This window comes from Flavobacterium pedocola (assembly GCF_053764385.1).
This window is the reverse complement of the sequence record NZ_JBSNCR010000005.1, coordinates 84,758-97,690: the sequence shown is the minus strand read 5'-3', so window position 1 is coordinate 97,690 and position 12,933 is coordinate 84,758. Positions and strand designations below refer to the sequence as shown.

The 12,933-nt window shown below is 37.7% G+C and carries 14 protein-coding genes; 3 read left to right on the top strand and 11 right to left on the bottom strand.

Annotated elements, in window-relative coordinates; all coding sequences use genetic code 11:
- Positions 1 to 179: 179 nt before the first annotated feature.
- On the top strand, positions 180 to 812 hold the full coding sequence (locus ACWPKD_RS12715; RefSeq protein WP_455413058.1) for a PASTA domain-containing protein: 633 nt from the start codon (positions 180 to 182) through the stop codon (positions 810 to 812).
- Positions 802 to 1,854 carry an RluA family pseudouridine synthase gene (locus tag ACWPKD_RS12710; protein WP_455413057.1) on the top strand — a complete coding sequence of 351 codons (1,053 nt, stop codon included), beginning with the start codon at positions 802 to 804 and terminating at the stop codon, positions 1,852 to 1,854. The genes ACWPKD_RS12715 and ACWPKD_RS12710 overlap by 11 nt, the downstream gene beginning before the upstream one ends.
- A 27-nt stretch (positions 1,855 to 1,881) precedes the next feature.
- Here ACWPKD_RS12710 and ACWPKD_RS12705 read toward each other — a convergent pair whose 3' ends face one another.
- The 8 genes from ACWPKD_RS12705 to truA all read right to left on the bottom strand — a co-directional run bounded on the left by ACWPKD_RS12705 (position 1,882) and on the right by truA (position 9,473).
- Positions 1,882 to 2,523 (bottom strand): dioxygenase family protein, encoded by a 642-nt coding sequence (locus ACWPKD_RS12705; protein ID WP_455413056.1) that lies wholly within the window; start codon positions 2,521 to 2,523, stop codon positions 1,882 to 1,884.
- A 220-nt stretch (positions 2,524 to 2,743) separates the two neighbouring features.
- A complete protein-coding gene (locus tag ACWPKD_RS12700; RefSeq protein WP_455413055.1) occupies positions 2,744 to 3,043 on the bottom strand; it encodes a hypothetical protein in 300 nt (99 codons plus the stop codon).
- Between the two features lie 386 nt (positions 3,044 to 3,429).
- Positions 3,430 to 3,927, bottom strand: coding sequence for a YybH family protein (locus ACWPKD_RS12695; protein WP_455413054.1), 498 nt, complete (start codon positions 3,925 to 3,927; stop codon positions 3,430 to 3,432).
- Positions 3,928 to 3,958: 31 nt separating this feature from the next.
- Positions 3,959 to 4,369 (bottom strand): cupin domain-containing protein, encoded by a 411-nt coding sequence (locus tag ACWPKD_RS12690; protein WP_455413053.1) that lies wholly within the window; start codon positions 4,367 to 4,369, stop codon positions 3,959 to 3,961.
- Positions 4,370 to 4,633: 264 nt separating this feature from the next.
- Positions 4,634 to 6,022, bottom strand: a complete 1,389-nt coding sequence (gene lpdA, locus ACWPKD_RS12685) for a dihydrolipoyl dehydrogenase (RefSeq protein WP_455413052.1) — start codon at positions 6,020 to 6,022, stop codon at positions 4,634 to 4,636.
- A gap of 195 nt (positions 6,023 to 6,217) precedes the next feature.
- Complete coding sequence (locus tag ACWPKD_RS12680; protein WP_455413051.1) at positions 6,218 to 6,979, bottom strand: cyclase family protein; 762 nt, start codon at positions 6,977 to 6,979, stop codon at positions 6,218 to 6,220.
- Positions 6,976 to 8,730, bottom strand: a complete 1,755-nt coding sequence (locus ACWPKD_RS12675) for an ABC transporter ATP-binding protein (RefSeq protein WP_455413050.1) — start codon at positions 8,728 to 8,730, stop codon at positions 6,976 to 6,978. Before ACWPKD_RS12675 ends, ACWPKD_RS12680 begins: the two co-directional genes overlap by 4 nt.
- Entirely contained in the window at positions 8,727 to 9,473 is a 747-nt protein-coding gene (gene truA / locus ACWPKD_RS12670; protein ID WP_455413176.1) for a tRNA pseudouridine(38-40) synthase TruA, read from the bottom strand. Before truA ends, ACWPKD_RS12675 begins: the two co-directional genes overlap by 4 nt.
- 182 nt (positions 9,474 to 9,655) lie before the next feature.
- On the opposite strand from truA, the gene ACWPKD_RS12665 reads away from it, so the two are divergent.
- Positions 9,656 to 10,153: a metallophosphoesterase family protein gene (locus ACWPKD_RS12665; RefSeq protein ID WP_455413049.1), complete on the top strand. Its 498-nt coding sequence runs from the start codon at positions 9,656 to 9,658 to the stop codon at positions 10,151 to 10,153.
- Here ACWPKD_RS12665 and ACWPKD_RS12660 read toward each other — a convergent pair.
- Genes ACWPKD_RS12660 through ACWPKD_RS12650 form a run of 3 tightly spaced genes read right to left on the bottom strand, consistent with a single transcriptional unit; the run spans position 10,121 to position 12,900 of the window.
- A complete protein-coding gene (locus ACWPKD_RS12660; protein WP_455413048.1) occupies positions 10,121 to 11,911 on the bottom strand; it encodes an ATP-binding protein in 1,791 nt (596 codons plus the stop codon). The two genes, ACWPKD_RS12665 and ACWPKD_RS12660, sit on opposite strands and share 33 nt — an antisense overlap.
- A complete protein-coding gene (locus tag ACWPKD_RS12655) occupies positions 11,911 to 12,204 on the bottom strand; it encodes a hypothetical protein (RefSeq protein ID WP_455413047.1) in 294 nt (97 codons plus the stop codon). Before ACWPKD_RS12655 ends, ACWPKD_RS12660 begins: the two co-directional genes overlap by 1 nt.
- A gap of 27 nt (positions 12,205 to 12,231) precedes the next feature.
- Positions 12,232 to 12,900: a response regulator gene (locus ACWPKD_RS12650; protein WP_455413046.1), complete on the bottom strand. Its 669-nt coding sequence runs from the start codon at positions 12,898 to 12,900 to the stop codon at positions 12,232 to 12,234.
- Positions 12,901 to 12,933: the final 33 nt, after the last annotated feature.

Genomic DNA, 12,933 nt, shown 5'->3' with positions numbered 1-12,933 from the left:
TATTTGATAAGTATTAGTTCTTACAAAATTATCACTATTTGTTGAAACCCACATCAAAAATCTTTTTCTTCCGATAAAAATGAAAAAGTGGGTTGCTGACGACCTTAGGAAAACAATTACTTTTTCAGAAGAAACAAAAAATCTTTAGTATTTTATATCTTTGCCCAAAACCCAAAACCATGAGTTGGAAAAAATTTTTAACAAGCCCTACCTTTTTTAAGCATCTTGCTTTAGCGTTAGTGATTACAATCGTATTTGTTGTCGGAGTGATGAAGTTCCTTAGCGTAGCTACCAATCATGGTGAGGAAATCCCGGTTCCGAATCTTGCTAAAATGAGTGTTGAAAAAGCTGAGGAGCGTTTAAACGATATTGACTTAGAATTCCATTTGCTGGATACAATGGATTATAATCCTGCTTTTCCGCCTTATTCCATTGTAGAACAAGATCCGTTGGCCGGTGTTACGGTTAAGGACGGACGAAAAGTATACGTGAAAATCAATTCAGGCGGTTATGCGAAAGTGGATATGCCGGATCTGGTTCAGAAAACGTACAGACAAGCCTTGTCTACTTTACGGGCTTTAGGTTTACAGGAAGGCAATGTGAAATATGTGGAGTACATGGCTAAAGACGTGGTTTTGGAAGTAAAACAAAACGGTAAAAAACTGAAAGCCGGAGACAGAATCCTTAAGAATTCAAAAATTGATTTCGTATTGGGTGACGGAAAAACAGGTTTCCAGGAAGAAGAAATGGACAGTGTAAACGATCAGGAGATTTTAGTGCCTACCGAGGAAGATTTGAACAATGCAGAATAATATAGATTTAGAGCAGGACGAATTTGATGATGATGATGTGCTATTTGAACACCATCGGTTTGAAGTGTCTAAAGGACAGCAGGCGTTGCGAATCGATAAGTTTCTGATGAACCTTATTGAGAACACCACACGAAACAAAATACAGAAAGCTGCCGATTCAGGGAATATTTTTGTTAACGAAGTTGCCGTAAAATCCAATTACAAAGTAAGACCTAACGATGTCGTAACGGTGATGTTGGAACATCCGCCGTATGAACATTTGCTTAAGGGTGAAAATATTCCGTTAAACATAGTTTACGAAGACGATCAACTGATTGTTGTGAACAAACCGGCGGGCATGGTCGTGCATCCCGGTCATGGAAATTATTCGGGAACTTTGGTGAATGCGCTTGCGTATCATTTCGATAATTTACCGATGAACAGCAGCGAACGTCCGGGCTTGGTACATCGTATTGATAAAGATACTTCCGGGTTATTGGTCGTAGCCAAAACAGAACTGGCTATGGATTATCTGACCAAACAATTTGCTGAGAAAACCTCTGAAAGAGAATATGTTGCCTTAGTTTGGGGAAATATTGAAGCTGATAGCGGAACTATTGAAGGTAATATCGACCGTCATCCTGTAAACCGTATGCAGATGGCCGTTTTTCCCAATGGAGACAAAGGCAAACCCGCTGTAACCCATTTCAAAGTTTTAGAGCGATTAGGTTATGTAACCTTGATTTCCTGTAGGCTGGAAACCGGTCGTACGCACCAAATCCGTGTACACATGAAACACATCGGTCATACTTTATTCAATGATGAACGTTACGGAGGAGATGCAATTCTGAAAGGAACCACATTTACGAAATACAAGCAGTTTGTAGATAATTGTTTTAAAGTGATGCCACGACAGGCTTTACATGCAAGAACATTAGGTTTTGAACATCCGATAACCAAAGAATTTATGCGCTTTGAATCTGAAGTGCCAAAGGATATTACAGATTGTGTGGAGAAATGGAGAGTGTACTCCAAGTCACATACTGCAGAAGAAGAAAATTAATAAAACATCCCTTGAAAGAGGGATTTTTTATTGAAGACTCATATCGCGTTTTCCAACCCAAATATTATTTATCTTTTTAACATCCATAATACCTGAACCACCCTGGTAAGAAAACCTGTTTTGTTCTTTTTTAGGTAAATAGGGATCGTCTTTGAACAGAAAATCGTTGATGTAAAACGGTTTCGGATCATTCGGAAGTTTTACTGCGGCATGTATATGTGCGGGAGCCGTGCTGTTTGGGTACGACGCGGGTCTTATGGTATGAATCTGATAGTTACCGTTTTGATCGGTTTTGCACCAGCCGTGGTGGTAGCCATGCCATTTCTGGACACCTTTTTCGTTTCCATTTTTAGAATATTCCCCTTTAGCGTCTGTGTGATATGCGTATAGAATTACATCAGGATAAGGGGTTTTTCCGTCTTTTCTGTAAATGGTGCCGCTAACGGTCAATTTTTCACTGTTTTTATCATCATCTGCAATCACCATTGTCGAAGTTAATTTGCTCGGTATATTTGCAAAGCAGCAAGTAATGTCGGCATCGGGATTGTCACAATCATCAGTATTTACGGAATTGCCTGCTTGAGACTGTGATATTTCCCCGGGTACTTCTTTTTGTTTACAGCAAACCAACAGTAATGCTATAAAAACAATTTTGATTGAATAAGACATGATGTGTAGTTTTTTGAATGACAGATTGTTGTCTTAAATTTACAAAATAGCATTTGATCATCCTGTTTGAATTGTGTTAAGGTTTTTTGTAGACGATTGATTTTAAATATTTTGTTTTTTATTGATAGTTGAATAAATATAAAAATCCGTCCTGTTTTCACAAAACGGATTGCAAGTTATGGTGTGTTATTTTAAAGAATTCGGTTGATCAACTCGATTTTTAGTGATCGTGTTCTGCTAAATGTCCGGTGTACATATAGTGTAACGGGGTTATAGTCGGTTGCATTTCTGAAACTCCATTTTTTTCTAAAATTGGAAAAAGTATTTTCCCGAATTCATTAAAATGTTCTTCAGATTCCCATACATCAACTACCGTAAAGCCATTTGCTGTAGGTCCTCCTACGTGATGCAGTAATCCATTTGGTTCGGATTGGCCTGCGGCACGTAAATCGTCCCATATTTTATCATATTTTTGGGCGTTGATGCTATCACTTTGAAATAAAACAATTATATTTTTCATAGTTGTATAAGTTTAGTTTTTCTGCGTTTTACTCCTCATGTATGAGGTTTTTAAAATTATTTAAAGATGTAACGATGCTGGAGATGTCTAAAATTTAACAAAATGAAATGTTTTGTAGGCCATTTGTTAGTTAGCCGGAATACAATCCAAATATTTGTTTGCAAATTCACAAAAAAACACTGCAATGGAAGTTGTTTTTTGTACATGATCACTATTAGTGAGTGATTTTTCGAGGTACTAAATTACGAAAATTTGACTTCAAAAACGTTAGAAATTTAATTATTTTAAATTTCAAATATTTGATAATCAATTTGTTGTTATTTGTAAATGTAAAAATCCGTCCTGTTTTCACAAAACGGATTCCTGTCCGAATTTATAGTTTGATGTTATTTCTTAGGCAATGCTGTATTTGAATTGTAACAGTCACGATGTAATTTCCATACACCATCTTCCATTTTGTAAACCTCCAGCGCTTTTCCTGAATCGACCAGTTTTCCGTCTTTGTCTTTCATGAACCAGTTTTCTTCGGCAGCAAGTACGGATTCATTTCCCCAAACTTCTATTGTTTCAATTGAAAAAGTGGGCCATTCCTCTTTAAGCCATTGGCTGAATAGTTTCTGAATGTTTTGTTTGCCTACAATTGCTTCACCGTTGGGCTGCATGAATTTAGCGTCGGTTGTGTAACAATTTGCCAAACCAACAGAATCCCGCTTGTTTAAAGCGTCAACGTATATTTTGCTACGGGCTTCAATTGCACTTTTGGCTGCTGCCAGATCAAAAGCAGGTTTTTCTTCTTTAGTCGCTGCTTCTGCTTCTTTTTTACAACCGGTAAAACACAGTGAACCGATTGCTATAAACATAACGAATATGATTATTTTTTTCATAATTGAAAGTTATTTTATACGCTGTGCCAATTTATTTGGCCTCTTTTGTCATCATCGGCTTTTTCCCGCCTTTGGATTTGATTTCTGTTATGACAAGCTTAATCGTAGAAGTTCCGATATTTTTAGCCATATGAGTTACAGCAGTAAGATACAATGCTTCACCGGCTTTAATATCGACAATAACTCCAGCTTTGCCTTTGTCTGTGATTTCAATTTTCCCATCGGTCAATGCATAAGCAATGTGGTCGGGATGACTATGCCATGGTACAACATCTCCCGGTGCAATTTCCGCATCGATAACTCTTACTTTATCGTTATCAAGCAGAATTTTTTTATAAATGTTGGGAGCCACTTTAACCGGGTCTTGTGCATGTAAGTTTGTGTACATTGAAGAAAGTAAACAAAATACCAGCATCATGAAAATTAATTTAACTGTTTTCATACATCAAAGTTTTTAATATTGATTTGTTTGTGTGGTATTTGTTTGGATTACACACCTTGTTTAAGAAACAAGTTCACGTTCTGCACTCTTACAGTGAAAGACTAAAATTGTTTTAGATCCGGGGATTGGAAAATCATTCTGCAAAGTTACAATGAAAACTGTAATAATTTGATTATTAATGTGATAAAAAAATCCGCCTTGTTTTTACAAAGCGGATTTTCGATATTTTAAACATTGAGATTTTAGTCTCTCATTGTTACTAAATTACAAGTGGATTACTTCTCCGTAAGCATCAGCTACAGCTTCCATAACTGCTTCACTCATGGTAGGGTGAGGGTGAACTGCTTTTAGGATTTCGTGACCGGTAGTTTCCAATTTACGGGCAACAACTGCTTCCGCAATCATATCTGTAACTCCTGCACCAATCATGTGGCATCCTAACCATTCTCCGTATTTAGCATCGAAAATTACTTTTACGAAACCGTCCGGTGTTCCGGCAGCCTTAGCTTTACCTGAAGCTGAGAACGGGAATTTACCGATTTTCAATTCGTATCCTTTTTCTTTTGCCTGTTTTTCAGTTAAACCAACAGATGCGATTTCAGGTGTTGCATATGTACAACCCGGAATGTTTCCGTAATCTAACGGTTCAACATGTAAACCTGCGATTTTCTCCACACATAAAATTCCTTCCGCTGAAGCAACGTGCGCTAAAGCTTGTCCTGGAGTTACGTCACCAATAGCATAGTAACCTGGAACATTAGTCTGATAATATGAATTTACAAGGATTTTGTCTCTGTCGGTAGCGATACCTACTTCTTCCAATCCGATGTTTTCAATGTTTGTTTTGATTCCAACTGCAGAAAGTACGATGTCCGCTTCAAGGATTTCTTCTCCTTTTGCTGTTTTAACCGTAGCTTTTACACCTTTTCCTGAAGTATCCACTTTCTCTACAGAAGCATTCGTCATAATGTTGATACCTGCTTTTTTCAAAGAACGCTCAAATTGTTTTGAGATGTCTTCGTCTTCCACAGGAACAACGTTCGGCATGAATTCAACGATAGTAACCTGAGTTCCCATTGCGTTGTAAAAATGTGCAAATTCCACGCCAATAGCACCAGAACCAACAACAATCATACTTTTTGGCTGCTCCGGTAATACCATCGCCTGACGGTATCCGATTACTTTTTTACCATCTTGAGGTAAGTTTGGCAATTCTCTTGAACGCGCTCCGGTTGCGATGATGATATGGTCTGCAGTATATTCGGTAACTTTTCCATCAGCAGCCGTAACGTCTACTTTTTTGCCCGGTTTTACTTTTCCGAATCCGTCGATAACGTCGATTTTGTTTTTCTTCATCAAGAACTGAACACCTTTGCTCATTCCTTCGGCTACACCACGGGAACGCGCGATAACCGCTCCAAAATCTTTATCGGCATTTTCTACTTTCAAACCATAGTCTGAAGCATGTTTTAGGTAATCAAAAACCTGAGCCGATTTTAATAAGGCTTTCGTTGGAATACATCCCCAGTTAAGGCAGATTCCACCTAGGTTTTCTTTCTCGATAACGGCTACTTTAAAGCCTAATTGCGATGCTCTGATGGCAGTTACATACCCACCAGGACCACTTCCTAAAACAATAACATCGTATTTCATTTTCTAATCTTTTATTTGTTTTTTTAAGTGAAAATCAATGTTTTACAACATTTCATTTTCTAAATAAATTATTTAAATTAAGTTGAAAATTAATGCCTTAAGCGATTAAAATTCTAATTTCTCAGTTTAATTTCAGCGTACGAAAATAGGGATTAATTTGCTTTTTAAGAAAGGTATTCCCTAAAAATCTTCGTATTAATTTAAAATAGCAACCACACGTGCCGGACCAGCAGAAGCTCCTTTAATTTTCAAAGGAAAAGCTGCTACTTGAAATCCGCTGTAGGGCAAAGCATCAAGGTTTACCAATTGTTCCATATGGCAGTATTCGTGTTCTCTGCCTACCAAATGGGCTTCCCAGAACAACTCAGGATTATTGGATTCTTTAGCTTTTTGGATAAGATAGGGAAGTGGTAAATCCCAGCCCCATTGGTCAATACCCATTACTTTGATCCCATGATTGATTAGCCAAAGCGTAGCTTCTGCTGTCATTCCGGTTCCTTTTTTGTAGTAGTTTTTTGTGTTGATGAATTTATCGCGTCCGGTTTTGATCAATACAATCATTCCGGGAGTAATAGTCAGGTTTTCTTTAGCGACGAAATCTTCCAAATCAGAAACTGTAATCGGGTCGAAATCCTGCTTGTGTGACATATCCAAAACAATGCCCGGACCGTAACACCATTCCAAAGGTACTTCGTCTATGGTTTTCGCTTTTTTGCCTTCCGATAAAGGAGCATAATGATAAGGAGCATCCAAATGGGTTGTGGAATGAACCCCCATCTTTTTAATGGTATCATCTGCCCAACCGTTGAAATTTTTAGGAAAAAGACGAAACGGCAAACCAAAAATACGGATCAGCCATTTTGCTTTATTGTGGGGTTTGTGTTTGATTTTTACCTTCATGAAGAAGGGGTCTTCCGCGTTGTATTGGATGGTTTTGGAGAGGTCAATGATTTTCATGAAATTTCATTGGATAAAAATTGCGACTCGTATAAATTCTTGTAAAAGCCTTCCGTTTTAGCAATCAATTCGTAATGTTTGCCTTCTTCCACAATCTGTCCTTTGTCCATTACGATGATTTTATCGGCATTGATTACCGTAGCCAGTCGGTGGGCAATTACTATGGAAGTTCTTCCCTGGGTAATCGTTTCCGTTGCTTTCTGGATCAATTCTTCCGAATAGGTATCGATGGAAGAAGTGGCTTCATCCAAAATAAGAATACTCGGATTGCTTACATACGCCCGTAAGAAAGCAATCAGCTGTCTTTGTCCCGAAGATAACATCACACCGCGTTCTTTCACATTATAGTTGTAACCGTGCGGTAAACTCATGATAAAATCGTGGGCTCCGATTTTTTTAGCTGCCGCAATTATGTCTTCCTGGGAAATATCCGGATTGTTGAGTGCAATGTTGTTGGTAATCGTATCGGCGAAAAGAAAAACATCCTGTAAAACAATAGCGATTTGTCTGCGTAAACTGTCTAAATCAAAATCATTGATGTTGCTTCCGTCGATTAAAATTTCACCGCTGTCAATTTCGTAAAAACGGTTTAATAAGTTGATGATAGTCGATTTTCCGGCACCGGTTGCCCCGACAATTGCAATGGTTTCGCCGGCTTTTACTTTCAGGTTGATGCCTTTCAGTACTTCTTCATCTTTAACGTAACTGAAACGAACGTCTTTAAAATCAATATCGCCTTTGAAATGACCGGCCACAATTTCACCGGATTCCTGAACCAGATCTTCTTTGTCCAATACTTCAAAAACACGTTCGGCTGCAATGATTCCCATCTGCATCACGTTGAATTTATCCGCAATCTGACGCAATGGGTTGAACAGCATACCGATTAACATGGTGTAGGCAAATAAATCCCCGAAGGTAGTCATGGTGTCGCCGTTCATGATGTTCCAGCCGCCGTACCAAACCACCAATCCTAAGGTTAGCGATGATAAAATATCGGCAATAGGGAAGAAGATGGAGTTGTATAAGATGTTTTTTAACCAGGCTTTGTTGTGCAATTCATTGATTTTTTTGAATTTTTCCAATTCGATATCTTCACGGTTGAACAACTGAACGATTTTCATACCGGTTACACGCTCCTGTACAAAAGTGTTTAAAGCGGCTACCTGATTACGTACTTCTTCGAAAGCGACTTTCATTTTTTGCTGGAAAATCCTTGTGGCGTAAACCAAAATCGGCATTCCTAAAACTACAATGAAACTCAACTTCCAGTTCATGTAAAACATGATGCCCAACACGACTACCATTTTCATTAAATCACTGACGATCATGAACAAGCCCTGGCTGAAAATACTGGCTATCGATTCAATATCCGTTACGGATCGGGTAACTAATTTTCCAACCGGCTCGTGGTCGAAATATTTCATTCGGAATTTGGTGATATGACTGAAAAGCTTTTCACGGATGTCTTTTACAATGTCTTGCCCTAACCAGCTCGCCCAATAGGTGAAATAAAATTGTGACAGTACCTCCAAAATCAGAATTACTCCCATTAAAACAATGTAGTACAGAAAACCGGTTTCATTATGAGGCTTCAGATAACCATCTACGGTTTGCTTTAAAAGATAAGGGCGAAGTGCAGCAAACACGGAAAGTGTTACCGCAAATAAAACTACCATGTAAAACCTTGATTGATAAGGTTTCGCATAGTGCATTACTTTTTTTAATGATATGGATTGAAGGGCTTTCATGGCTGTTGGTGAAGATAGGGATAAATTACTTTGGTTAAATATAAACCATGGGCAGGAACTGAAAACCCGGCTTTGCCTCTGTCTTTGCTTTCAATAATTTTTCGGAAATCATCAAAGGATAACTTCCCGGAACCAACTCCGATCAGCGTTCCCACGATAGCGCGGACCATGTTGCGTAAAAAACGATCTGCCGAAACGGTAAAAACCATACGCGTTCCGTTTTGCTCCCAGTAGGCTTCTTTGATAACACAATTAAAAGTTCTCACATCGGTATGTACTTTGGAAAAACATTCAAAATCCGTGTATTCGAATAATATTTTGGCCGCCTCATTCATTTTTTCAACATCAAGCGCATGAAAATGGTACCAGCTTCCTTCGTGTTCAAAGGCATCTTTGAAAGTGTGGATGTGGTATTCATAAGTTCGGCTTGTGGCATCGAATCTGGCGTGAGCCTCTTCGTGTAAAGGAATCAGACGGTAAACCACTATGTCTTTCGGTAGAAATGAATTGAGTTTTTGTGTCCAGTATTCCGAATCCAGCGGTTCTTCGTGATCGAAATGGGCATACATCTGCTTAGCATGAACGCCTGTATCGGTTCGTCCTGCTCCCACAACATCAATTTCTTTTCTGAGTAAAACAGATAAGGCTTTGTTCAGGGTTTCTTGTACGGATACGGATTGCGGCTGGTATTGCCAACCGTGATAGTTTTTTCCGTTGTATGCAAATTCGATGAAATATCTCAAGATTGTTAGGCTCAAAGTTTAAGAGAAACAAAGTTACAAAGATTTTATGTTGTGAAAAGGTTAAAGTTGTAAGGGGAAAGAGAAAACATCTGGAAACATAATAGGAATTATATGTTTTTAAAAACTATAGTAAAATTCTTAGTAACTTAGCACTTCAGAAATTCAGCTACTGAAAAAAGAAAATGAAAAAAATCCTTTTGCTTTCCGATACGCACAGTCATATTGACGAGAAGGTTTTGAAATACGTAAAACTGGCGGATGAAGTATGGCATGCAGGGGACATCGGCGATTTGTCAGTTACCGATACCATAAAGAATCTTAAGCCTTTACGGGCGGTTTACGGAAACATTGATGATGCTAAAGCGCGCATGGAATTTCCATTGCACAATCGTTTTATGTGTGAAGGTGTAGACGTCTGGATTACACATATTGGCGGCTATCCGGGGAAATACAATCTGGAGATTCGGGCTGAAATCAGGCAAAACCCGCCGAAATTATTTATTTGCGGGCATTCCCATATCCTGAAAGTACAGTTTGATAAAGATTTGGATTTGCTGCACATGAATCCGGGTGCGGCTGGAATACACGGGTTTCATCAGGTGCGAACCATGCTGCAGTTTGAAATCGATGGAGATAAAATCCAGAATTTAAGCATTGTAGAACTGGGGAACCGCGTTTGATTGCTCCTCTCTTGGAATTTCCACTTTAATGTAAATCAGGGTCCCGGATTTCTCTTTGGAATTGATGCTGATACTTCCGTTAAGACTTTTGATTCTCGTTTTGATTTGCGATAAACCTAAACCTTCTTTGGCCTTTCCTTCTTTGATTTCAAAACCTTTTCCGTTGTCTTCAATGTTTATGGAAATCTGATTGTCAGACCTATCCAGTGTTAAAAAGGCTTTGGAAGCATTACTGTGTTTGATGATGTTGTTAAAAAGCTCTGCCACGATGAAATACAGTTTCATTTCGAAATCGTTTTGGAAACGGGTTTCTCTTTCAATGAAATTAGTGAATTCAAAGTCGATCAGTGAGTTAGAATTCTTCTCGCATAAATCTTCCAGAGCGGTAACCAGTCCTAATTTTTCCAAAACCGGCGGAATCAGGTCGTGCGATAAGTCGCGTACTTTGTCATGCGCTTCTTTTAAAATGGTTTTGGTTTTTTTCAACTCGTCTTTCATGTCAGGATAATTGGCTTCAAATGCCGAAATGTGTAATCCTGCAGAAGACAATAATGCGCTGATGTTGTCATGCAACACCCCTGAAAGTCTTTTACGTTCTTCTTCCTGACCGTCAATAGTCGCGTTGATAATGTTTTGCTGCGTTTTCTGGTAAACGTCTTTGAGTTTGTTCTTCTGACGCAATTTTAAATTCTGATAGAAGAAATAGAACAATATCCCCAGGAACAATAAAACAGCTATAAGCAAATACAGCATCTTCTCGTTTTTGAGTTGTTTCTGCTGCAGAAGCATTTCTTTTTCCTTGTAAGTATTTTCCGCTTTGTCTAATTCGTATTGGGTACGAATTTGTTCAAGTTCGATGTCATTTTTATTAAAGATAAGTGAATCGGCAAAATCAACATAATGGTTTTGGTAATCGTATGCCTTTTTATAGTTGCCTAATTTTTCATAAGCAAAAGCAAGATTTAAATAATATGAGCCATAATCAATTGTTACTGGGTTATTTTTGCGACTTTCAATTAAATCTAAATATGTTTTTATAGCTTTATCATAATCTTTTTCAATAGTAAGATAATGAACTCCTAAGTTAGCTTTAGCTGTAGTTATAGTACTGTAGCTTTTAGATTTTAATGCATAAACAAGAGAGGAGTCTAAATATTTTTTAGCAATGTCGCGTTCTTCTATAGATGAGTAGAAGTAAAAGTGTGTATTATATGCTTTTGCAATGAGTTCGTTGTCGTTTATTTTTTGAGCACTTTTAAGTGCTGGTTCAAGGTGTTTGAATGCGCTATCTGTTTTACCATTACTGAGGTAACATAAGAGCATAATGTCATTCAACTTGGCAACAATAGTGTCATTCTTTGATGCATAAGCAATTTTTAATGCTTTTTTTGAAACATCGATAGCTTGTGGGTACTTTTTAAGTCGAAGATTAATTCGGGCTAAGTATTCCGATAATTTGACTCTGTTGTATTCAGATGCTTTGTTTTCAGTTTTGTTTAGTGTATTTAATATTAATTTATAGGCTCGCTTTTCGTCTTTTATAAATTGTGAGAGTAATTTAGCTTTTTCAAGAGTCTGATTTATGAATTTAGGATAATCTTCTTTTTTTAAATAATAATTCGCTTTGTTGTCAGAAAAATTAAATGCTTTGATATATTGCCTTTTTTCCTTGTAATATTCAAAAGAATCTTTTACTGCCTTTTCTTGGGAAAAAGCAGTAAAAGAAAAAAGTGTTATTAAAAGCCAGTACTTTGACATTATTGTGCATTAGAATCAATAAAAACTCTTGGTTTTTTGGAAGTAGAGCCATTCAAAGTTTGTTGGAAACGAACATCCAATATACCGGCTGAATCACTAAAAGTGTAATATTGTGTAACATAAGTGTTTGAGGGAGATGATTGCCCTGAATTCAACTGTATGGAAACTGTGTAGTAATTTTTTGTAGCATCGTACGCTACGTTGAAATTGCAATTATTTGGGATGTCAAATGAAAAATCAAAATCCCCTAAATCCAATTCGGTCTGAAAACCGTAGTTTTTGATTAAAGCCATAATTTTTTTGTGTTTGAGAGTTTGTGTTTAGGTTATATTTATAAGGTTGTTCTTGTATGCGAATTTTACCAAACCGATGGTCGATTTGACTTTTAGTTTTTTCATCAGGTTCTTACGATGGGTTTCCACAGTATTCACACTGATATAAAGGGCATCGCTGATTTCTTTTCCACTGTATTCCATGGAAATTAACTTAAGGATTTCCATTTCGCGTTCAGAGATGTGTTTTAGGATTTCTTCCGTATTAACTTCTTCGGGTTCTTTTTCACGTCCGGCAAAGGACTGGAAGATTTTCTCGCGGATGGATTTGGAATAAAACTCTTCGCCGTTATGAACGGTGTTGATGGCTTCCATAAGATGTTCCCCGGCAGATTGTTTGGTCAGGTATCCTTTTGCGCCTAACTGAAGCACTTCTTTGATGAGTTTGATATCATCGAAACTTGAAAACACGATTACTTCACACGGGAAACCTTTCTCGTCGAATTCTTTAAGGACTTCAATTCCGTTCTTTTCCGGCATGTTGATGTCCATGATAAGGATATCGGCATTTTTGGTTGTTACTTTTTCAAACAGATTTTCACCTGAAAGGGAGAAGCCAACCACTTCAAAAGATTTATTGGTTTTTAAAACGGCGATGAGTCCGTCTATAAGTACCTGATGGTCATCGGCAAGATAGATGCGTATTTTTTCTGTCATTCGGGAAATCGGTTTAATCAAATATAAGACAAA

What these genes read in the sequence shown, in the direction of transcription:
- ACWPKD_RS12715 (WP_455413058.1), top strand. Translation starts at nt 180, where the DNA reads ATGAGTTGGAAAAAATTTTTAACAAGCCCTACCTTTTTTAAGCATCTT.
- ACWPKD_RS12675 (WP_455413050.1), bottom strand. Translation starts at nt 8,730, where the DNA reads ATGAAAGCCCTTCAATCCATATCATTAAAAAAAGTAATGCACTATGCG.
- ACWPKD_RS12655 (WP_455413047.1), bottom strand. Translation starts at nt 12,204, where the DNA reads ATGGCTTTAATCAAAAACTACGGTTTTCAGACCGAATTGGATTTAGGG.
- ACWPKD_RS12705 (WP_455413056.1), bottom strand. Translation starts at nt 2,523, where the DNA reads ATGTCTTATTCAATCAAAATTGTTTTTATAGCATTACTGTTGGTTTGC.
- ACWPKD_RS12700 (WP_455413055.1), bottom strand. Translation starts at nt 3,043, where the DNA reads ATGAAAAATATAATTGTTTTATTTCAAAGTGATAGCATCAACGCCCAA.
- ACWPKD_RS12710 (WP_455413057.1), top strand. Translation starts at nt 802, where the DNA reads ATGCAGAATAATATAGATTTAGAGCAGGACGAATTTGATGATGATGAT.
- ACWPKD_RS12695 (WP_455413054.1), bottom strand. Translation starts at nt 3,927, where the DNA reads ATGAAAAAAATAATCATATTCGTTATGTTTATAGCAATCGGTTCACTG.
- lpdA (WP_455413052.1), bottom strand. Translation starts at nt 6,022, where the DNA reads ATGAAATACGATGTTATTGTTTTAGGAAGTGGTCCTGGTGGGTATGTA.
- ACWPKD_RS12680 (WP_455413051.1), bottom strand. Translation starts at nt 6,979, where the DNA reads ATGAAAATCATTGACCTCTCCAAAACCATCCAATACAACGCGGAAGAC.
- ACWPKD_RS12665 (WP_455413049.1), top strand. Translation starts at nt 9,656, where the DNA reads ATGAAAAAAATCCTTTTGCTTTCCGATACGCACAGTCATATTGACGAG.
- ACWPKD_RS12690 (WP_455413053.1), bottom strand. Translation starts at nt 4,369, where the DNA reads ATGAAAACAGTTAAATTAATTTTCATGATGCTGGTATTTTGTTTACTT.
- ACWPKD_RS12660 (WP_455413048.1), bottom strand. Translation starts at nt 11,911, where the DNA reads ATGTCAAAGTACTGGCTTTTAATAACACTTTTTTCTTTTACTGCTTTT.
- ACWPKD_RS12650 (WP_455413046.1), bottom strand. Translation starts at nt 12,900, where the DNA reads ATGACAGAAAAAATACGCATCTATCTTGCCGATGACCATCAGGTACTT.